Source organism: Aquimonas voraii (assembly GCF_900101825.1).
Taxonomy (GTDB): domain Bacteria; phylum Pseudomonadota; class Gammaproteobacteria; order Xanthomonadales; family Xanthomonadaceae; genus Aquimonas; species Aquimonas voraii.
The window spans coordinates 12,875-32,583 of record NZ_FNAG01000019.1 but is presented as its reverse complement, the minus strand read 5'-3'; the positions used below and the strand labels follow the sequence as shown (position 1 = coordinate 32,583).

Here is a 19,709-nt window from a genome sequence, read left to right as displayed (position 1 = left end):
GTGGCCGGATGCGGGCCCGACCGACGGGATCAGACGCGGTTCCAGCGCTTCTTGAGCGCTGCATCCACGGCCGGGTGCACGAAGCCGGAGACGTCGCCGCCCAAGCGGGCGATCTCGCGGACCAGGGACGAGGAAATGAAGCTGTACTGCTCGGCCGGGGTGAGGAACAGGGTCTCCACCTCGGGGATCAGATGGCGGTTCATGCTGGCCATCTGGAACTCGTACTCGAAATCCGACACCGCGCGCAGGCCACGCAGCAGCACGCCGCCGCCGACCTTGCGGACGAAATCCGCCAGCAGGCTGTCGAAGCCCACCACCTCGACGTTCGGGATATCGCCAAGAGTGATGCGGGCCAGCTCGATGCGCTCGGCGAGCGCGAAGCCCGGGCCCTTGTGCGGGCTCTCGGCCACGCCGACGACGATGCGCTCGAACAGCGGCGCGGCCCGCGACACCAGGTCGATGTGACCGTTGGTGATCGGATCGAAGGTGCCGGGGTAGACGGCGGTGCGCTGGCGGGTCGAACTCATGCGGTCAGGGCCTTCGGCATCAGGCGCCGGAGTGTAGCAGGGGGGATTCCGGCCTCGCCCGGTCGCACAGGTACAGGCGGCCATGGGCGTGCCGGGTCGCAAGCTCGCGGTGCAGCTGCCAGTGCGCGGGCACCACCGGCGCCGGGCCGGGCGCCGACTCGACGTAGACGAAGGCGCGCTCGGCAAGGTGCGCGTCGACGAGGCCGATGACCGACGCCTGCACGCCGGCGGCAAAGGGCGGATCGATGAAGACCAGCTGCCAGCCCCGCGCCGGGGGCTGCCGCAGCCAAGCGAGCGCATCGCCAAGATGCACGTCCAGCGCCGCCCCGAGACGCTGCGCGCTGGTGCGGAGGGCGGCGGCGGCGGCGGGATCACGCTCGATCAACAGCACTGGCGTGGCGCCGCGCGAAGCCGCCTCGAAGCCGAGCGCGCCGCTGCCGGCAAACAGGTCGAGGCAGGCGCGACCGGCGGTCTCGTGCATCAGCCAGTTGAACAGGGTCTCGCGCATCCGGTCCGAGCTGGGGCGAAGGCCCGGCAGGGCGGGGAACTTCAGCCGGCTGCCGCGCAGGCGGCCGCCGATGATCCGCACTTCGCCGTCGGCGGCGGGCAGGGGCGCGCGTTTGGAAGTTCGTGACATGGCGCCAAGGCTAAGGCTTCGCGCCTGCCCGCGCACGAGGCGCGCGGGGGCCTGCTGCTACCATGCGCATCCCCCGGGATGCCTGCGCCTGCATGTTCAAGTTCTGGAAGAAGAAACCTGCCGCGACCCCGGCGCCCGCGCCGGCCGAAACGTCTGCCGGCACGGACGCCTGCGCCGATGCCCCGCCGCAGGACGCGCAGGCGCCGGCCGCGTCGTACGCCGACGACACAGCCCTTGCTCCCGCAGCCGTCGCTGCCGGCGCTGTCGCGGCCGACGATGTCGCCGCGCCCTTGGCGGCTGAGCGGATTGCCGAGGCGCCCAACGACGCCCCCGAAGCTGTGGCGCCGTCCGCGGAAGCGGCCGCGACCGCAAATGCGCCTGCGCCGGCCAAGCTGAGCTGGCGCGAACGCCTCGCCGGCAGCGCGCTGGCGCGCGGCTTCGCCTCACTGTTTTCGCGCAATCCCAAGCTCGACGAGGACCTGCTCGACGAGATCGAAACCTGCCTGCTGACCGCCGACGTCGGCGTGGCCGCGACCGAGTCGCTGGTTTCAGGACTGCGCACGCGCATGAATCGCCGCGAGTTCGCCGATGCGCGCGCGCTGATGAATGCCCTGCGCGGCGAACTGCAGGCCCTGCTGCAGCCGGTGGCGCAGCCGCTGTCGATCGCCGGCGCCAGGCCTTTCGTGATCCTCACCGTCGGCATCAACGGCGTCGGCAAGACCACCACCATCGGCAAACTGGCGCACCGCTACCGTGGGCAGGGCAAGCAGCTTCTGCTGGCTGCCGGCGACACCTTCCGCGCGGCGGCCGTCGAGCAGCTCAAGACCTGGGGCGAACGCAACCAGGTGCCGGTGATCGCCCAGGGCAGCGGCGCCGACTCGGCCTCGGTGATCTATGACGCACTGGCGGCCGCGCAGTCCCGCGGTGCCGACCTGCTGATCGCCGACACCGCCGGCCGCCTGCACACGCAGAGCGGGCTGATGGACGAACTCGCCAAGATCCGCCGCGTGCTGGGCAAGCTCGACGCTTCGGCCCCGCACGAAGTACTGATGGTGATCGACGGTACCACTGGCCAGAACGCGGTCAACCAGGTACGCCAGTTCCGCGCCAGCGCCGGCGTCACCGGGCTGGTGGTGACCAAGCTCGACGGCTCGGCCAAGGGCGGTGTGGTGTTCGCGCTGGCCCGCGAGTTCGGCCTGCCGATCCGCTTCGTGGGACTGGGTGAGAAGGCAGCCGACCTCCGCGAGTTCGAGCCGGCCGCCTTTGTCGACGCCCTGCTGCCGGAGTCGCTGGGCGCGTGAACGCCAGCGCGGCCCCACGCGGGCAGCGCTGGCCGCTGTATGCCGGCGGCGTGATCCTGCTGCTGATCCTGCTGCTGGCGCTGCTGCGCCACCACATGCAGCCCGAGCACCTGTCCGCGACTCTGCTGGCACAGGCCGAAGGAGCGACGGGACTGAGCTTGAAGCTGGCGGTGCCCGCCGACGTCTCGCTGTGGCCGGATCTCAACATCGTGCTGCGTGGGCTGGAAGCGCGCAGCGAGGCTGGCGCGCGTCCGCTGCTCACCGCCGAGCGGGTCGAGCTGGCCCTGCCCTGGGGCACGCTCTGGGGCCGCGAGATCGAACTCACTGCGCTGCGCCTGCAGCGCCCGCAGCTGGATCGCGACGCCTTGGCGAACTGGCTGTCGGCGCGCCCGAGCACGGTCGGACCGGCGGCGCCCCCCAGACTGCCGCGGCTTGCGGCCGAACTCGCGATCAGCGAGGGCCGGGTGTTTGGCCGCGCCGCTGACAGCTGGGCGCTCGAGGAGATCGATCTGCAGCTCTCGCGCCTGCTGCCCGGCAAGGACTTCCGCCTCTCGCTTGCGCTGGACTACCGCGAGGGCGATCTGCGGATACCTCTGCAGGCGGACGCCGCCGGTCAGCTGGCCACACAGGGCATGCCGCTGGAGCTGGCGCCATTGGCCCTGCGCTGGCTGGATCCCGAGCGTGAGGATGAGGAGTTGCTGCGACTCAACGGCCATCTGGAACTGGCCTGGCCCCATCGCCTGCAGCTGCTACTGGAGGGCCGCGGTCGCCGCTGGCCGCGCGATTGGCCGTCCCTGCCGCGGGCAGCCGACGAGTCGCCCGGCGAGTACACCCTGGCCCTGGAGTTCGTCGGCACGCCCGAGGGCCGCGGCCCGCTCACGGCGCGCTTCGCGCGCGGCAGCCTGCAGGCCGATCTGCAGGCGGATGCCGCCGAGCTGCTGGAATGGATCGCCCAGCCGGGGCCGCGCGATCTGCCTCCGGCGCAGTTCCGTGCGACGGTCCCGCTGATCGAACAGCCGGACCTGCGCATCGAAGGCCTGCAGATCGAACTGCGCGAAACGGAAACCGAAGCCGATGCCGACTGAATCGAACGCAGCACCGCCGTGGGGGCTGGCTGCGCGCCTGCTCGACTGGCAGGTGCAGCACGGCCGCCACGACCTGCCCTGGCAGCATCCGCGAACACCTTATCGGGTGTGGCTGTCCGAGGTGATGCTGCAGCAGACCCAGGTCGGCACGGTGATCAGCTACTTCGAACGCTTCGTCGAAGCCCTGCCCTCGCTGCCGGCGCTGGCGGCCGCACCGCTGGACCAGGTGCTTGGGCTTTGGTCTGGCCTCGGCTATTACAGCCGAGCCCGCAATCTGCACCGTGCGGCGCAGCGCTGCGCCGAAGCGCATGCGGGCGAACTGCCGACGACGCTGGAGGCGCTGATGGCCCTGCCCGGCATCGGCCGCAGCACCGCTGGCGCCATCCTTGCCCAGGCGCATGGCCTGCGCTTTCCGATTCTCGACGGCAACGTCCGCCGGGTGTTGGCGCGCTACCACGGCATCGCCGAATGGCCGGGCCTGCCGGCGGTCGAGAAACAGCTGTGGCGGCTGGCGGAGTCGCATCTGCCGGATGAGCGGCTCGCTGACTACACGCAGGCGCAGATGGATCTCGGCGCCACCGTCTGCACGCGCGGCAAGCCGGCCTGCCTGCTGTGCCCGCTGCGCGAGAGCTGTGCCGCCCATGCGCAGGGCCTGACCGGCCTGATTCCAGCGGCACGGCCGCGCAAGGAGACTCCGGTGCGCAGCACGCGGATGCTGCTGCTGGTCGATGCCCATGGCCGCGTGCTGCTGGAGCGGCGGCCACAGACCGGCGTCTGGGCCGAGCTGTGGAGCCTGCCGGAATGCGCCGGGGACGCGGATGCCGAACATGCCGCCTGCGCCCTGCCGGCACGCCTTGAAGGCCAGGCCGAACCTCTGCCCGGCTTCCGCCACACTTTCAGCCACTACCATCTCGACGTCCAGCCCCTGCGCTGGCGCGCGCGGGCGATCGAGGGTGTGGGTGAAGGCTCGCACAGCAGCCCGCAGCGCGCATGGTTCGACGCGGCCGCAATCGAATCGCTGGGCCTGCCCGCGCCCGTGCGCAAGCTGCTGGGCGAACACCTTCAAGCCAGCGGCGCCCTGCGCGCCTGTGGCGCCTGCGACTGACCAGCCACTGGAGCCCCCATGCCCCGCACCGTGTTCTGCGCAAAGCACAAGATCGAAACCGAAGGCCTCGACTTCGCCCCCTGGCCGGGCGAGCTCGGCAAGCGTGTCTACAGCGAGATCGGCAAGCCGGCCTGGGCCGAATGGCTGGCGCATCAGACCATGCTGATCAACGAGAACCGGCTGTCGCCGATGGACCCCAAGCACCGCGCCTACCTGGGTGAGCAGATGGAGAAGTTCCTGTTCGGCGGTGGGGCGGATGCGGTGGCGGGCTACGTCGCGCCAGACGCGCGCTGAGGTCGGGATAGTCGAAGGGTGGGGCGAGATTGGCCCCCTGTCCCCAACCTGCCTTCGCTTCGCTCGGGCTCCGGAGAGTGTCGGCTGCCACCGGCAGCCGACACTCTCCTCCGCTTCCCACGAGGGGAGAGGGGCTTGACAGCAGTGCTTCGAAGAACGCGCTGGAGCTCTAGAGGACCGGAATCACAACTAGGAATCCATTGAGCGAAGCCGCCGAACCAGTCCGCGTCCCGCTTCTAACGAATCCCGAATCCCGAATCCCGAATCCCGATTCCCGAATCCCGAATCCCGGCCCTTCAAGCACAGACCGCAGCCAGCACCGCGCGCGAGCTGACGGTGGGCGTGGGGCGCTGCAGCTGCCACACGGGCACCTGTTCCGGTTCGAGCGGAGCGGGGCCGCTGCGGCGATCGCCGGCGAGCCAGCGGCGCACGGCGACGCGGTCGCCATGCGGGGCGAGCAAGGCCAGCAGACGCTCGACCGGGGCGGACAGCGCGCGGTCGGTGCGGGGCATGGCCCAGGTGGTGCAGATCGGCAGCAGGTGGCCAAGCGGCAGGGCAACGAGATCGGTGTCGTTCTCGTCGAGCGAGAGCTCGGCGAGGATGCCCACGCCCATGCCGCGGCGCACGTAGCTCTTGATCAGCTCGCTGTCCTGGGCGGTGCAGCCGACCCGCAGGCTGAAGCCGGCGGAGGCGAAGGCACGGCGCAGGCTCGAACGCTCATCGAGCGTCGAGTCGTAGCTGATCAAGGGGTGGCGCGCGAGCTGGGACAGGCTCACCCGACGCAGTTCGGCCAGCGGATGGTTGCGCGGCACCACCGCCACCCGCTGCCAGCGCAGCACGGGCACCGCAAGCGGGCCGGGCGGGACATCGGTGGAGGTGCTGACCAGGGCGATATCGGTATCGCCGGTGGCGAGCTGGGTGAGCGCATCCTCACGGCTGGCGTGGCGCAGGCGGATCACCAGCTGCGGCTGTTCGGCCTGGAGCACCGACATGGCAGCGGGCAGGATGCTGCGCGCGAGCGTGGGCGAGGAGGTGATGGACAGGACACCGCCGTTGTCGCGCTTCAGGCTCTGCGCGAGCGCACGGATCTGTTCGGCTTCGGCAATCATGCGGCGGGCGCGCTGCACGACTTCCTGGCCTTCGGGTGTCAGCGCTTCGAGGCTCTTGCCACGGCGCTTGAAGAGGCGGAAGCCAAGCCCGGATTCGAGCTGGCGGAGTTGCTTGGACAGGCCGGACTGGGTGGCGTGGATACGCTCGGCGGCGAGCGTCACGTTGAGCCCGGAGTCGACGATGGCGAGGACGGTGCGGAGCTGGGTCAGGGTCATGATGTCGTTCCGGGAGATCGCAAGGGCTGGTGCTGGGTGTCGTTGCTGGCGTCAAGGGTGTACCAGTGGGCGCTGGTAAAGCCCCAACCGCCTACGTAGGACATGGCAATACACGGGTTGCCGGTATTAATCGATTTCATGGTCGTGACCTCGGGTGTGGGCGACTTCGCGCCCGGGAGTGCTTTGGGTGGTGCGGGGGTCTTGCTGAACCGGACAGGCCGACAGGCCTGCTCGGTTGGTGCATCGCGTCATATGAAGCGATGGATCGAACCTAACGGGTTTGTGTCAAGCCCGCCAGCGTTTTTTACGGGCATATGACCAAAGTGTCGTATGCGGTTTTGGACCTTGTCAGTCCGCGACGGTGCTGCGCCGCGTCGGAATCGCGACGTTGCAGACCTCGATGCGCCCGGCCGGGTGCGCGAACCAGGCTTCGTAGCGGAAGCGGCGCGATTCGATGAAGGCGCGGAAGCTGTCGGAGTCGGTGCGCATCACCTCGAAGCGCGGCCGTTCGGCGGCCTCCATCGCGCTGGCCAGACGCATGGCCTTGACTGCGGGCTTGGCCTGGTCGGCGGCGTAGAAGCCGAGGGGCGCGCGCCCGCGCGGCAGGCTCGACAGATGCTCGATGCCCTCCAGCACGCGGCCGAACAGGGTGACGTTGCGGTCCAGATGGCGGGGGGCGTGCCCGGTCACCACGTAGAGCTGGGCCGCGCTGCCGCTGTCGGGAGCGTTGTCGCGGCCGGCGCCGAGCGTGCCGTAGCAGTGCGCCAGCCAGCTGCGGCCAGTCGCGGGATCGCGCGCGGCCGGGAAGCCGTCGATGAAGCCCGCCTCGGGCGCATAGACGTCGCCATCCGGCACCGGGGTGAAAACGCCGACCTTGTCGCTGGCCTGGTCGAACTCGGCGGCCAGGCGCTCGGCCTGCTCCCCGCGCGGGCGCGCCTGCTCGACGTCGTCGGCCAGCGGATCGCCCCACTGGGCGACGTAGTTGTCCTGCGAGCGCAGCACCGCAAGGCCGTCGAAATAGCCCTGTGCGATCAGCCCGCGCAGCTGGCCGGCGTGCTTCGGCGCGAAGGCCGGGGCGAGCTCGATGTAGACCGTGCCGGAGTCGAGCTCCAGCAGGACGAGATTCTCCGGCTCGACCGCGCGCCAGGCCTCGGCCGGCGCCTGCGCCAGGACCTCGGCGCTGCTCAGCGGCTTGGGGACTCCGCCATACACGGCGGTGGCGAACAGCAGGCTCAGGGCGAACAAGTGGCGCATGGGGGGCTCCGGTGGTCGGGTGTGCCGACTGTGGACCGGCGCGACGCGGGCCTCAAGCCTGCAGCGGACACGGCCCCGGGAGCGCCGCGCCCGTGGAGGATTGCGGCCACGCACTTCTTACATCGCTGGGCCATCCGCTGACGCTCGCGGGAGCGCGCGGGAGCGCGCCGCACGCGCCGGCTCGGCCGATTCCCGATTGCCGGCTCTACAGCCTCAGCGGCGGCCCTTCCAGCAGGTCGAGCTGCTCACGCAACTGGTTCAGCAGCCGATCCCAGTGCGCGCGTTCCTCGAACCACGGAAACGCCGCCGGAAACGCCGGGTCAGCCCAGCGCCGCGCGATCCAGGCGTGGTAGTGCAGCAGGCGCAGGCTGCGCAGGGCTTCGATCAGTACGAACTCGCGCGGCTCGAAAGCGCGGAACAGGCTGTAGCCCTCCAGCAGATCGCCGAGCTGGCGGCGCATGGACTCCCGATTTCCGGAGAGCAGCATCCACAGGTCCTGCATGGCCGGCCCGGTGGCGCAGTCGTCGAAGTCGACGAACTGGATCTGGCCCTCGCGCCAGAGCAGGTTGCCGGGGTGGCAGTCGCCGTGCAGGCGCAGCTCGGCGAGCGGGGCGGCTTCGTCGAAGGCGTCCTCGATGGCATCGAGCAGGGATTCCGCGGTCTGCTCGAAGCTGGCCTCCAGTTCGGCGGGCAGCCAGCCCTGGGTGAGCAGGAACTCCAGCGGCGCCTCGCCGTGGCTCAGCAGATCAATGCGCGGGCGGTGTCGGAACGCAGTGCGCGCGCCGACCTGATGCAGGCGGCCCAGCGCGCGGCCGAGCTGCTCCAGCGTCGCTGGCGCATCCAGCTCGGGGGCGAGCCCACCGCGCAGCGGGAACAGAGCGAAGCGGAAGCCCTGGTGACGGAACAGGCACTGCCCCTCACGCGCGATCGGCGCCACCACCGGGATCTCGGCGGCTTCGAGCTCGCGCGTGAACTCAAGCTCCTCGATGATCGCGGCATCGCTCCAGCGGCCGGGCCGGTAGAACTTCGCCACCAGCGGCGCGCCCTCGTCGAGGCCGACGCGGAACACGCGGTTCTCGAAGCTGTTGAGTGCGAACACATGCCCGCTGCAAGCATGGCCCTGAGCTTCGACCGCGGCGATCACGCTGGCCGGATCCAGCCCGGCGTAGGGCTTGGCCGAAGCCGACGGCTCAGTCGATGCCAAGTTTCTTCAGCTTGTAGCGCAGGGCGCGGAAGGTGATGCCGAGCTTGGCCGCCGCCTTGGTCTTGTTGTAGCGGCACTCCTCGAGCGCCTTCATGATCGCCTCGCGCTCGACCTGCTCGATGAAGTCGGTCAGGGGCTCGGTCGGCGAGCGCGCAGCCGGGGCCGCCTCGACCACGGTCGGTCCCGCGGCAGGGGCGGCGGCAGGCGTCGGCGCGATTGGCGGCACGGCGCCGGCCTGCGCCTCGGGCACGAACATGGCGGCCGCGCGCGGCAGGTGCAGGTCGTCGGCGCCGATGCTGCCGCTGTCACAGAGCGCCACCGCGCGCTCCAAGATGTTCTCCAGTTCGCGCACGTTGCCGGGGAAGGGATAGGCCTTCAGTGCAGCCACGGCATCGTCGTTCAGGCGGTAGGGCGGGTCGCCGTTTTCCTGTGCAAGCCGGCGCAGGATCGCATCGGCCAGCGGCAGGATGTCGCCGGTGCGCTCGCGCAGCGGCGGCACGCGCAGCTCGATGACATTGATGCGGTAGTAGAGGTCGTGGCGGAACTTGGCCTCGGCGACCAGCTGGGCGAGGTTCTTGTGGGTCGCCGAGAGGATGCGCACGTCCACCAGCTGCTCGGTGTTTGCGCCCACCGGCCGCACCGACTTCTCCTGGATCACGCGCAGCAGCTTGACCTGCATGTGGATCGGCAGCTCGGCGACCTCGTCGAGGAACAGGGTGCCGCCATGCGCCGCCTGGAACAGGCCTTCCTTGTCGCCGTGGGCACCGGTGAAGCTGCCCTTCTTGTGGCCGAAGAACTCGCTCTCCATCAGCTCGGAGGGAATGGCGCCGCAGTTGACCGGCACGAACGGGCCTTCGGCGCGCGGGCCCTGTTCATGGATCAGGCGGGCCACCAGCTCCTTGCCGACGCCAGACTCGCCGCTGATGTAGACCGGCGCCTGGCTGCGCGCGACCTTGGAAATGGTGGCGCGCAGCTGCTGCATCGCCGGCGAATCGCCCTGCAGCTTGTTGGCGGACAGCTGCAGCTGGGCGCGGCGCTGCTCGCCGAGCTGCAGCGCGCTCTGCACCAGCCGCCGCAGCACATGCAGGTCGACCGGCTTGGAGACGAAATCGAAGGCGCCGGCCTTCAGCGCATTCACCGCCGCATCGACGTTGCCGTAGGCGGTGATCATCGCCACCGGCGTTTCCGGATACTTCTGCGAGATCAGCTCGATCAGGCTCTGGCCGCTGCCATCCGGCAGGCGCATGTCGGTGAAGCACAGGTCATAGCGCTGGCGCGAGAGCTGCTCGCGAGCCGAGGCAAGGTCAGCTGCAGTCTCGACCCGCAGGCCCATGCGGCCCAGGGTCAGCACCAGCAGTTCGCGGATATCACGCTCGTCGTCGACGATCAGTGCACAGCGCGTGGTCGACATGGTCACCTGTCAGGATTCGGGGCCCGGCGGCGGAGCCGCCGCGGGCAGCGGGCATCAAGCCCGCGTGAGGATACGACACCGTCCGGTTTACGTCTCGCCGACGGGCTGCCCGAAGTTGCGCGACTTGGCCAGGGTGATCCGGAAGCAGGCGCCGCCGGCGGGCACGGGCACGTAGTCCAGGCTGGCCTGGTTGGCTTCGCAGAGCTGGCGGGCGATGTAGAGCCCCAGCCCGGTGCCGTGTTCGTGGGTGGTGAAGAAGGGCTCGAAGATGCTCGCCGCGACCTTGGCCGGAATGCCGGGTCCGCGATCCATGACCTCCACCACCGGCGGCCCGTAATCCAGCGCCTGCCGCGCGCTCACCGTGACGCGCGCCGGCTCGCCCGGCAGGCGGCCATAGCTCAGCGCATTGCTGACCAGCACGGTGACGGCCTGATGCAGCTGGGCCGGATCGACCACGGCATACAGGCGACGCGGCGGCGGTGCGGCGATCAGCTGGTCCTGGTCGAGGTGATGGCTGGCCTGGTAGTCGTCGACGAACTGGCGGACCCACTGCGAGAGGTCGACCTGCTCCGGTCGCGAGCGCTCGCGCCGCGAAAGGTTGAGCACGTTCTCGATGATCCCGTTCATGCGGTGGCAGTGCGAGAGGATGATCTCGACCAGGCGCTTGTCGGTTTCGGGCAGGTCGGGCGACTCCTCCAGCAGCTGGGCCGAGTAGCTGATCGCCGCCAGTGGATTGCGCACCTCATGCGCGATGCTGGCCGACAAGCGCCCGAGCGTGGACAGGGTCAGCTCCTCGGCGCGGCGCGAGACCAGGCTGGCATCGTCGAGGAAGATCAGCACCAGGCCGTCGCTGGCGGAGAGCTTGGCGAAACGCGGGATGACCTCGATGCCTTCGCCGGCCAGCTGCAGCGGCTGGCTGGCGCCCTCGCGACCGCGCTGCCAGTCGGCCAGGCGCCGCGCCAGCGCGGGCGCCACCGTGCCGAGGTACTGCTCGGCCGGCGAGGGCTGGCCGAGCAGGTTCCAGGCTGCCTCGTTGCTCAGCTGGATCTGGTTGCCGGCATCGACCACCAGCACGCCGGTGCGCATGCGACGGATGATCAGCTCATTGAGCTGCGACAGGTTGGCGAGGTCTTCCCCGCGCTGGGCGGCCAGCCGGTTGGCCTCGCGCATCTGCCGGCCCAGCAGGTTGCACAGCACCGCTGCCGCGAAGTAGCTGATCGCCAACATCACCGACTCGACCAGGTCGCGCGAGCCGCCGCGGTCGCCGAGGCCGGTGAGGAAATACTCGGCGACGCCGCCGAAGGCCATCGCCGCAGCCAGTGCGAGGCTGACCCGGAGCGGCAGCAGGAGCGCGCCGGCGCCGACATTGACCAGCATCATCAGGCTGATCGCGGTATCGATTCCCTCGGTCACGTGGAAGAACAGCAGGGCGATGCCGATGTCCAGCGCGAGGCCGATCGCGGCCTGCGCCTGCAGGCGCAGGCGCAGCTGGCTGGCGGCAACCACCAGCAGCAGGGCCAACACGATGTAGACCGCCGCCGCCCCGCGCGCCAGGCCCGGCGACACCAGCTGCACCAGGTCGGCCGCGAACGGGCTGAACACGACGAACACCAGCAAGGCGCCCTCCAGTGCGCGGTAGAGGGCGAAGAAGTACAGCTCGCGGCGCAGCCCAAGTTCGGTCGCCGTGTCGCCTGCCCTCGCCGCCTCCGCGCCCTGCTCGCTCATGCCCTGGTCCACGCGCTGATGCCGGCGGCGAGTATAGGCGGGGCGCCAGCGAGGCGATCCGCTGCCGTGACTCAGGCGCGCTGGCGTCGCGCCCCCGCCTCGATGAGAGCAGTGCCGTCCACCCGGCAGTGCGCACCAAGGCTGAGCGGGCGCGCCTGTGCGGCTTGCACCAGCGCCTGCGCAACCCGAAAGCGTGCATGTATGCGGCTGCCCGCGGGCGAAGCACGCAGGTTCTCGCGCAGCCACTCGGCGGCGGTGGCAAGACCCTGGGCATCGCGCTCGATGCCAGCGTGATCCCAAAGAAGATGGCGCAGTCGCAGGCTCAAGGCGTCCGCATCGGCGGGCTCGGCGGCCAGCGCAGGCGCGCGCCAGGGACGGATCGCAGGCAGCTCGCAGGCGGCAAGACTTCGGCCGGTGCGACGGCCAAAGGCGAGGCCTTCGAGCAGGGAGTTGCTGGCGAGTCGATTGGCCCCATGCACGCCGGTGCAGGCGCATTCGCCGATCGCGAACAGGCCCTTGATGTTGCTTTGGCCGGCGACATCCACGGCGATACCGCCCATGTGGTAGTGCTCGGCCGGCGCCACCGGCAGGGCTTCGGTGCGCGGATCCAGACCGTGCTGCAGTGCCAACGCGAACACCGCAGGGAAGCGATCGGGGAAGGCCGCGCCAACGGCCTCGCGTGCATCCAGCCATACCGGCCCCTGCCGCAGCTGCCGGTACACCGCGCGCGCCACCACGTCGCGCGGGGCGAGTTCGGCGCCGGGCGTGTCCGCAAGGAAGCGGCGGCCGGCGTGATCGAGCAGCACCGCACCCGCGCCACGCAGGGCTTCGGTCAACAGGGGCAGCGGCGCAGGGTCTAGCCCGCGCACCGCCAGCGCCGTGGGATGGAACTGCACGAACTCCAGGTCGCGCAGTTCGGCACCGACCTCCAGCGCCATCGCCAGGCCGCTGCCGTCCGCATGCGCCGGATTGGTGGTGTAGCGGTAGAGCTGGCCGATGCCGCCGGTGGCCAGCACCACCGCGCCGGCGGTGAGCGCATAGCGGCGGCCGCTGCGGTCCTCGGCCAGCGCGCCAGCCACGGTCGACTCCGATTGCAGCAGGGCGCGCGCCTCGAAGCCTTGCAGCACCTCGATATGCGAGGCGCGCCGCACTGCTGCTGCCAACGCTCGCATCACCTCCGCGCCGGTGGCGTCGCCCTGAGCGTGCACGATGCGCCTGGCCGAGTGCGCGGCTTCGCGGCCGAGGCTCAAGGCACCCGCGGCGTCGCGGTCGAAGCGTGCGCCGATGGCGGCCAGCCAGTCGATGAGTTCGGGCGCCGCGGCGGTAAGCGCATGCACGCGCTCGGTGTCGTTGTGGAAGACGCCGGCCGCGAGCGTGTCCTGCGCGTGCGCCTCGGCGCTGTCGCCCGCGCCGATCGCCGCGGCGATTCCGCCCTGCGCCCAGTGGCTGGCGCCATCGAGGCCCAGTCGCCCGGGCGTCAGGATCAGGACGCGCCGCGGTGCCGCCGCGAGCGCTGCGCTCTGCGCGGCGATGCCGGAGCCGACGATCAGGACCTCGGCGCGCACGCGCTTACGCCGCCTCGCGCCGACCGATGTCGAGCATGCGCTGCACGGCCTGGCGGGCGCGGCGCGCGGTCTCGGCATCGACCTGCACTTCATGCTGACCCAAGCGCAGGGCGTCGAGGATCTTCGGCAGGGTGATCCGCTTCATGTGCGGACACAGGTTGCAGGGCCGGGTGAACTCGATGTCCGGAAAGTTGACGGCGACGTTGTCGCTCATCGAGCACTCGGTGACCATCACCACCCGCTTCGGCCGCTTGGCGTCGAGGTGGTGGATCATCGCCGCCGTGCTGCCGACGAAGTCGGCTTCGGCGAGCACGTCCTGCGGGCATTCGGGGTGGGCGAGGATGTGCACGTCTCCCTGCGCTGCGCGGTAGCCGCGCAGTTCGGCGCCGGTGAAACGCTCGTGCACCTCGCAGCTGCCCTGCCAGAGGATGACCTCCACCTGGGTCTTCGAGGCGACGTACTGGCCGAGGTACTGGTCAGGCAGGAACAGCACGCGGTCCACGCCCAGCGACTCGACCACGTGCACCGCGTTCGCCGAGGTGCAGCAGACATCGCTCTCGGCCTTCACTTCAGCTGTCGTGTTGACGTAGGTCACCACGGGTACGCCGGGATAGCGCTGGCGCAGCAGTCGGATGTCCTCGGCGGTGATGCCGGTGGCGAGCGAACAGCCGGCCGCGGTGTCCGGAATCAGCACGGTCTTGGCCGGGTTCATGATCTTGGCCGTCTCGGCCATGAAGTGGACGCCGGCCATCACGATGATGTCGGCATCGACGTTCACGGCCTGCTGGGCCAGCGCCAGCGAGTCGCCGACGATGTCGGCAACGCCATGGAAGATCTCCGGCGTCTGGTAGTTGTGGGCCAGGATGACTGCCCGCTTTTCGCGCTTGAGGCGCTGGATTGCGTCGATGTAGGGCAGGTGCAGGGCCCACTCGGCGTCGGAGATCACCTGGCGGGTGCGCTCGCGCAGGGCGGCGTGGCGACGCGCCATGGCGTCATCGGCGGTGGGCAGGCTCGACAGGCTGGCAGGGCTCATGGGCACTCCGGATGCGGAAACGCGGCGCGGCCGTTGACGGAAGGCGGGCTCGGACGCCGAGTGCTTATGCTCGACATGAGCATAAGGAGGGCCTAATGCTAGGTTTGAGCATAAGGGGCGTCAAGCGCGGATCGGCCCTGGCCGCCCGGATTCCGCCAGCACATCAGGGTCCGCCCCCGCCCGCGCCAGCTCAGACGGGCTCGATCGCGCTGTCGGCCGGTCGCCAGTCGATCTCGATCGCAGCCAGCGCGGCCAGCATCTGCCGATGCTGCCGAGCTTCATTGCGCTCGAACAGCAGCACCTCGATCGGCCGCCACAGTGCAACCCAGCCCAGCACCAGCAGGCCCTCGATCACCACTTCGCTGACGGCGCTGTGCCAGCCCTCGATCAGCCGGCGCAGCACCAGGCTCGCCGCGAGCACGGCGAAACCGGCAAGCACCACGCTACGGTAGCGCCGCTGGCTGGCCCGGTGGCGGCGCTCGGCCTGCTGCAGCAGGAAGCGGAAATGGACGTGGATGGCCGACTCGATGTCGGCGCCGCGCGCGCGTAGCTCGGCGGGCGCGTGGATGTGCAGGCGCAGGCGCGTGCCCGGCGAGTGCTCGCCGGCGCAGTCGCGCAGGTAGGTCTCGAAATCCACGTTCAGCGATTTCTCGCGAAAGGGCGAGGGATCCAGCGAATCGAACAGCTGTTCGATGCGCTGCACGCGGATTTCGATGTCGGCGGTGTCAACGGCCATGGGCCTCCGGGCGATGTCCGTGAATACGTATTCAACGCAACTGCACAACGGGCAATCCAGCCCCAGCGGTTAGCGTACCCCGCGGGCCGCGGGGGCGGCCGAGGAGTCAACGCATGACCAGCAGCGCGCTGCAGTGGAGCATCTTCATTGGCCTGACCCTTCTGGTCGCCGCGCTGACCTGGTGGTTCTGCCGGCGAGCCGAGCATTCCGGGGAGGCCTCGCGCGAATACTTCCTGGCCGGCGGTGGTCTCGCGTGGCCGGTGGTGGCGGGATCTCTTCTGCTCACCAACATCTCGGCCGAACAGATCGTCGGCATGAATGGCGCGCAGATGGCCCTGGTGGCGTGGTGGGAGTTTGGCGCCGCGGTCGCTCTGATCGTGTTGGCCAAGGTGCTGGTGCCCCTGTACTACAAGTATCGCTGCACCACCACGACCGAGCTGCTCGAACACCGGTTCGGCGACTCCGGCATTCGCGCCGGCGTCGGCCTGCTGTTCCTGTTCGGCTACCAGTTCATCCTGCTGCCGGTGGTGCTCTACACCGGCGCCGTGTTCATGAAGTCGATGTTCGCGCTGGACTTCTCGGTGCTGAGCATCGCGGCGGCACTTGCCGCGGCCGGACTCGCCTACGCGGCCTTCGGTGGTTTGCGTGCCATCGCCATCTCGGACACCTTCAACGGCGTCGGTCTGCTGGTCATGGGCCTCGCCGTCACGGCATTCGCGATGTCCGCCATCGACTGGGATCTGTCGGGCATTCCGGCCGAGCGCTTCAGCCTGATCGGCGACGCCGACTCGGACATCCCGTGGACCACCCTGCTCACCGGCATGTTCTTCGCCCACCTGTTCTACTGGGGCACGAACATGGTGATCGTGCAGCGGGCGATGGCGGCCCGAACCGTGCGCGAGGCGCAGAAGGGCATCTATGCCGCCGCCGCATTCAAGCTGGTCATCCCGCTGATCGTCGTGCTGCCGGGCATCATCGCCTACAAGCTCTACGGCGACATCGGCGATGTCGCCTACGGGCGTCTGGTCGGTGATGTGCTGCCGCCGTGGCTGTCGGGCGCGTTCGCCGCGGTGATCGCCGGCGCCGTGCTGTCCAGCTTCAACTCCTGCCTCAACTCGGCGGCCGCGCTGTATACGCTCGACCTGCACGTGCGCTACATCGACCCCAAGGCCAACGTGCGCCGTATCGGTCAGGCGGTGGCGGTGGTGGCCAGCGTGGTCGCCGTGGCGCTGGTGCCGCTCTATCAGAACTCGCAGAGCATCATCGCCACGCTGCAGCAGTTGAACGGACTGTATTCGATGCCGGTGCTGGCGGTGTTCCTGGCCGCGGTGTTCTTCCAGCGCCCGGACCCCCGGGCAGCCAAGATCGCGCTGGTGTTCGGTGCCGCCCTCTATGCCTACTTCACCTTCTGGTGGACGCCCCTGCACTACCTGCACCTGATGTTCATCACCCTGTTCTCGGCGCTGGGCCTGATGTGGGGGCTGGGTCGGGTGCTGCCGCCGCGGGTCGCCACAGGCTCGCATTGACAGCCCTCTGCGCGACGGGGGCGACCACAATATCTTGGGTTGACTCGGCATCCAAACCCCAATATTTTGTGGCCCGTCGGTGCCGAACCCCGCAGGGTCGGCTTAATAGGGAAGCCGGTGTGAAACCGGCGCTGCCCCGCAGCGGTATGTGGAAACGACCGCCGTCATTGGCACTGGAGCTCAGCGGCTCCGGGAAGCGACGGCCAGTAGGTGCCCGGGTGCAACCGGGCCTGTCCATGAGCCCGAAGACCTGCCGACAGCCGTGCGAAGCACACACGCACGGTCCCGGCATCAGGGCTTCCGCGGGGAAGCGGCCGGACGCACTCGCATCGGCCTGACGGCCATGCGCTGAGTCCTGTCGTTCGACCGGTGGAGAGTCCAACGCCCGAGGGGGCGTTGCCGCAGTCGTGCGCGCGACCGGCCCGTTCCGGTCGAGGCCTGCGTCTGTGTTGACGTTCGCTCAAGCGCGCGGCCCCGCGAGGGAGGGTTCGCGCACCGTGCGCCACACGGACCCACCCCATGCAAACACAAGACGCTCCAAGCGCTGCAAACGACGCGCAGAGACCCGCGTCGCTCGACGCCAGCGCAACGGACTCGAATCGCATCGATCACAGCGGAGCCACAGCCCGCCCCTCCCTTGAACTCCGCCCACCGCACGACGCCCCCGGCATGTGCGTGACCAAGCGCAGCGGTCGCCGCGAGCCGGTCGATCTGGACAAGATCGTGCGCGCAGTAACCCGCTGCTGCGAGGGTCTGCACTCGGTCGACCCGATGCGGGTCGCCACCCGTACGATCTCGGGCCTGTACGACGGCGCCAGCACGCGCGAGCTGGATGAGCTGTCGATCCGCACGGCGGCACTGCTAACCAACGAGGACCCGGAGTACGGACGTCTGGCGGCGCGCCTGCTGGCCCAGGTGATCGAAAAGGATGTCGCCGGCCAGGAGATCCACGCCTTCTCGCAGTCGATCACCCGCGGCCATGAGCTGGGTCTGATCAACGAGCGCCTGCTCGGTTTCGTGCAGGCGAATGCGCGCAAGCTCAACGACGCGCTGGACGCCTCGCTGGACCGTGGCTTCGACTACTTCGGCCTGCGCACGCTCTACGACCGCTACCTGCTGCGCCATCCGCACGCACGCAAGGTGATCGAAACGCCCCAGCAGTTCTTTCTGCGAATTGCCTGCGCGCTCAGTGAGGACGTACCGGAGGCCCTGGCGCTGTACCGGCGCATGGCCCAGCTCGAGTATCTGCCGAGCTCGCCGACGCTGTTCAACAGCGGAACGACGCATGAGCAACTGTCGTCCTGCTTTCTGCTGGACTCGCCGCAGGATTCGCTGGAATCGATCTACCAGCGCTATAGCGATATTGCCCAGCTGTCGAAGTTCAGCGGCGGCATCGGCGTGAGCTACACGCGGGTTCGCTCGCGCGGCTCGCTGATCCGCTCCACCAATGGACACAGCAACGGCATCGTGCCCTGGCTGAAGACGCTGGATGCGTCGGTGGCCGCGGTGAACCAGGGCGGCAAGCGCAAGGGCGCGGCCTGCGTGTACCTGGAGACCTGGCACGCCGACATCGAGGATTTCCTTGAGCTGCGCGACAACGCCGGCGACGAGGCGCGGCGCACGCACAATCTGAATCTCGCCAACTGGGTGCCCGATCTGTTCATGAAGCGGGTCGAGGCGGATCAGGATTGGTCGCTGTTTGATCCGCGCGTGGTGCCCGAGCTGACCGACCTGTATGGCGATGCCTTCGAGCGCGCCTATGCGCAGGCGGAAGCCCAGGGCAAGGCGGCGAAGTCGGTGCCCGCGCGCAAGCTCTACGCGCGGATGATGCGGACGCTGGCCGAGACCGGCAACGGCTGGATGACTTTCAAGGACAAGTGCAACGCGGCCAGCAATCAGACCGCCAAGGCCGGCAACGTCATCCACCTGTCGAACCTGTGTACCGAGATTCTCGAGGTCACCTCGACCGAGGAAACCGCCGTCTGCAACCTCGGCTCGATCAACCTTGCGCGGCATTTCGATGCCGATGGCCAGTTCGACTTCGAGGCCTTGGCGGAAACCGTGCGACTGGCTGTGCGCCAACTCGATCGCGTGATCGACCTGAACTTCTACCCGATCGAATCGGCGCGTCGCGGCAATCTGCGCTGGCGGCCGGTGGGCTTGGGCTGCATGGGCCTGCAGGATGTGTTCTTCCGGCTGCGCCTTCCCTTCGACAGCGAACCAGCACGCGCTTTGTCGGCGCGGATCGCCGAAGAGGTCTACCTTCACGCGCTGGAGACATCGGTCGAACTCGCACAGGACCGTGGGCGGCATCCCGCATTCGCCAATACGCGCGCGGCCCGCGGCGAGCTGCAATTTGATGCCTGGGGCGTGACGCCCGCCAAGGCCGAGCGCTGGAAGGCGCTGCGCGCACGCATCCAGCAGCATGGCCTGCGCAACTCGCTGCTGATCGCGATCGCTCCGACCGCGACGATTGCTTCGATCGCCGGCTGCTACGAATGCATCGAGCCGCAGGTCAGCAATCTGTTCAAGCGCGAGACCCTGTCGGGCGACTTCCTGCAGATCAATCGCTATCTCGTCGATGAGCTGAAGAAGCTGGGCCTGTGGACCGCCGAGATGCGCGACGCAATCAAGCTGGCCGAAGGTTCCATCCAGAACATCCCGCAAATTCCCGAGCCATTGCGGCAAATCTACCGCACCGCCTGGGAGCTGCCGATGCGCTCGCTGATCGACATGGCCGCCGAGCGCGGCCCCTTCATCGACCAGTCTGCTTCGCTGAACCTGTTCATGGAGAGCCCGAACATCGGTGCACTGTCGTCCATGTACATGTACGCCTGGAAGCAGGGACTGAAAACCACCTACTACCTGCGCTCGCGCCCTGCCACAAAGATCGCCAAGGCCACCTTGAGCTCCAACGCAGCCGAACAAGCTGGCGTTTGCTCGCTGGAGAACCCTGAAGCCTGCGAGGCCTGCCAATGAAC

At 69.2% G+C, this 19,709-nt stretch carries 16 protein-coding genes and 1 riboswitch; of the genes, 6 read left to right on the top strand and 10 right to left on the bottom strand.

What is annotated here, in order from left to right; translation table 11 throughout:
• Window positions 1-29 precede the first annotated feature (29 nt).
• Together coaD and rsmD are read right to left on the bottom strand one after the other, a co-directional pair.
• Window positions 30-527, bottom strand: coding sequence for a pantetheine-phosphate adenylyltransferase (gene coaD / locus BLP83_RS17265; RefSeq protein ID WP_091245852.1), 498 nt, complete (start codon window positions 525-527; stop codon window positions 30-32).
• Between the two features lie 19 nt (window positions 528-546).
• Window positions 547-1,164, bottom strand: a complete 618-nt coding sequence (rsmD, locus tag BLP83_RS17260) for a 16S rRNA (guanine(966)-N(2))-methyltransferase RsmD (RefSeq protein ID WP_091245849.1) — start codon at window positions 1,162-1,164, stop codon at window positions 547-549.
• A gap of 62 nt (window positions 1,165-1,226) precedes the next feature.
• On the opposite strand from rsmD, the gene ftsY reads away from it, so the two are divergent.
• Genes ftsY through BLP83_RS17240 form a run of 4 tightly spaced genes read left to right on the top strand, consistent with a single transcriptional unit; the run spans window position 1,227 to window position 4,949 of the window.
• Window positions 1,227-2,465: a signal recognition particle-docking protein FtsY gene (gene ftsY, locus BLP83_RS17255; protein WP_245680072.1), complete on the top strand. Its 1,239-nt coding sequence runs from the start codon at window positions 1,227-1,229 to the stop codon at window positions 2,463-2,465.
• Window positions 2,462-3,550, top strand: coding sequence for an AsmA family protein (locus tag BLP83_RS17250; RefSeq protein ID WP_091245843.1), 1,089 nt, complete (start codon window positions 2,462-2,464; stop codon window positions 3,548-3,550). Before ftsY ends, BLP83_RS17250 begins: the two co-directional genes overlap by 4 nt.
• Window positions 3,540-4,655, top strand: coding sequence for an A/G-specific adenine glycosylase (gene mutY / locus BLP83_RS17245; RefSeq protein WP_091245841.1), 1,116 nt, complete (start codon window positions 3,540-3,542; stop codon window positions 4,653-4,655). The genes BLP83_RS17250 and mutY overlap by 11 nt, the downstream gene beginning before the upstream one ends.
• Window positions 4,656-4,673: 18 nt before the next feature.
• Window positions 4,674-4,949 carry an oxidative damage protection protein gene (locus tag BLP83_RS17240; RefSeq protein WP_091245836.1) on the top strand — a complete coding sequence of 92 codons (276 nt, stop codon included), beginning with the start codon at window positions 4,674-4,676 and terminating at the stop codon, window positions 4,947-4,949.
• 296 nt (window positions 4,950-5,245) lie between these two features.
• Here BLP83_RS17240 and BLP83_RS17235 read toward each other — a convergent pair whose 3' ends face one another.
• The 8 genes from BLP83_RS17235 to BLP83_RS17200 all read right to left on the bottom strand — a co-directional run bounded on the left by BLP83_RS17235 (window position 5,246) and on the right by BLP83_RS17200 (window position 15,202).
• Window positions 5,246-6,274 carry a LysR substrate-binding domain-containing protein gene (locus tag BLP83_RS17235; protein WP_091245834.1) on the bottom strand — a complete coding sequence of 343 codons (1,029 nt, stop codon included), beginning with the start codon at window positions 6,272-6,274 and terminating at the stop codon, window positions 5,246-5,248.
• 348 nt (window positions 6,275-6,622) lie between these two features.
• The gene (locus BLP83_RS17230; RefSeq protein ID WP_091245831.1) at window positions 6,623-7,528 is read right to left on the bottom strand and encodes a peptidylprolyl isomerase; all 906 of its coding nucleotides are present in this window, start codon (window positions 7,526-7,528) and stop codon (window positions 6,623-6,625) included.
• Between the two features lie 205 nt (window positions 7,529-7,733).
• Window positions 7,734-8,732 (bottom strand): serine/threonine protein kinase, encoded by a 999-nt coding sequence (locus BLP83_RS17225; RefSeq protein WP_091245828.1) that lies wholly within the window; start codon window positions 8,730-8,732, stop codon window positions 7,734-7,736.
• A complete protein-coding gene (locus BLP83_RS17220) occupies window positions 8,719-10,143 on the bottom strand; it encodes a sigma-54-dependent transcriptional regulator (RefSeq protein WP_091245826.1) in 1,425 nt (474 codons plus the stop codon). The genes BLP83_RS17225 and BLP83_RS17220 overlap by 14 nt, the downstream gene beginning before the upstream one ends.
• 87 nt (window positions 10,144-10,230) lie before the next feature.
• Window positions 10,231-11,868: a sensor histidine kinase gene (locus tag BLP83_RS17215; protein ID WP_091245823.1), complete on the bottom strand. Its 1,638-nt coding sequence runs from the start codon at window positions 11,866-11,868 to the stop codon at window positions 10,231-10,233.
• A gap of 71 nt (window positions 11,869-11,939) precedes the next feature.
• Complete coding sequence (locus BLP83_RS17210) at window positions 11,940-13,433, bottom strand: L-aspartate oxidase (protein ID WP_245680071.1); 1,494 nt, start codon at window positions 13,431-13,433, stop codon at window positions 11,940-11,942.
• Between the two features lie 4 nt (window positions 13,434-13,437).
• A complete protein-coding gene (gene nadA / locus BLP83_RS17205; protein ID WP_091245816.1) occupies window positions 13,438-14,466 on the bottom strand; it encodes a quinolinate synthase NadA in 1,029 nt (342 codons plus the stop codon).
• Between the two features lie 190 nt (window positions 14,467-14,656).
• Window positions 14,657-15,202 (bottom strand): hypothetical protein, encoded by a 546-nt coding sequence (locus BLP83_RS17200; RefSeq protein ID WP_091245813.1) that lies wholly within the window; start codon window positions 15,200-15,202, stop codon window positions 14,657-14,659.
• Between the two features lie 113 nt (window positions 15,203-15,315).
• On the opposite strand from BLP83_RS17200, the gene BLP83_RS17195 reads away from it, so the two are divergent.
• The gene (locus BLP83_RS17195) at window positions 15,316-16,728 is read left to right on the top strand and encodes a solute:sodium symporter family transporter (RefSeq protein ID WP_091245810.1); all 1,413 of its coding nucleotides are present in this window, start codon (window positions 15,316-15,318) and stop codon (window positions 16,726-16,728) included.
• Between the two features lie 60 nt (window positions 16,729-16,788).
• A riboswitch (cobalamin riboswitch) is annotated at window positions 16,789-17,000 on the top strand.
• A 397-nt stretch (window positions 17,001-17,397) separates the two neighbouring features.
• The gene (locus BLP83_RS17190; RefSeq protein WP_091245807.1) at window positions 17,398-19,707 is read left to right on the top strand and encodes a ribonucleoside-diphosphate reductase subunit alpha; all 2,310 of its coding nucleotides are present in this window, start codon (window positions 17,398-17,400) and stop codon (window positions 19,705-19,707) included.
• The last annotated feature ends 2 nt before the right edge of the window (window positions 19,708-19,709 follow it).

What these genes read in the sequence shown, in the direction of transcription:
- BLP83_RS17235 (WP_091245834.1), bottom strand. Translation starts at nt 6,274, where the DNA reads ATGACCCTGACCCAGCTCCGCACCGTCCTCGCCATCGTCGACTCCGGG.
- BLP83_RS17200 (WP_091245813.1), bottom strand. Translation starts at nt 15,202, where the DNA reads ATGGCCGTTGACACCGCCGACATCGAAATCCGCGTGCAGCGCATCGAA.
- BLP83_RS17220 (WP_091245826.1), bottom strand. Translation starts at nt 10,143, where the DNA reads ATGTCGACCACGCGCTGTGCACTGATCGTCGACGACGAGCGTGATATC.
- rsmD (WP_091245849.1), bottom strand. Translation starts at nt 1,164, where the DNA reads ATGTCACGAACTTCCAAACGCGCGCCCCTGCCCGCCGCCGACGGCGAA.
- mutY (WP_091245841.1), top strand. Translation starts at nt 3,540, where the DNA reads ATGCCGACTGAATCGAACGCAGCACCGCCGTGGGGGCTGGCTGCGCGC.
- BLP83_RS17240 (WP_091245836.1), top strand. Translation starts at nt 4,674, where the DNA reads ATGCCCCGCACCGTGTTCTGCGCAAAGCACAAGATCGAAACCGAAGGC.
- BLP83_RS17215 (WP_091245823.1), bottom strand. Translation starts at nt 11,868, where the DNA reads ATGAGCGAGCAGGGCGCGGAGGCGGCGAGGGCAGGCGACACGGCGACC.
- BLP83_RS17190 (WP_091245807.1), top strand. Translation starts at nt 17,398, where the DNA reads ATGTGCGTGACCAAGCGCAGCGGTCGCCGCGAGCCGGTCGATCTGGAC.
- ftsY (WP_245680072.1), top strand. Translation starts at nt 1,227, where the DNA reads ATGCGCATCCCCCGGGATGCCTGCGCCTGCATGTTCAAGTTCTGGAAG.
- BLP83_RS17195 (WP_091245810.1), top strand. Translation starts at nt 15,316, where the DNA reads ATGACCAGCAGCGCGCTGCAGTGGAGCATCTTCATTGGCCTGACCCTT.
- nadA (WP_091245816.1), bottom strand. Translation starts at nt 14,466, where the DNA reads ATGAGCCCTGCCAGCCTGTCGAGCCTGCCCACCGCCGATGACGCCATG.
- coaD (WP_091245852.1), bottom strand. Translation starts at nt 527, where the DNA reads ATGAGTTCGACCCGCCAGCGCACCGCCGTCTACCCCGGCACCTTCGAT.
- BLP83_RS17230 (WP_091245831.1), bottom strand. Translation starts at nt 7,528, where the DNA reads ATGCGCCACTTGTTCGCCCTGAGCCTGCTGTTCGCCACCGCCGTGTAT.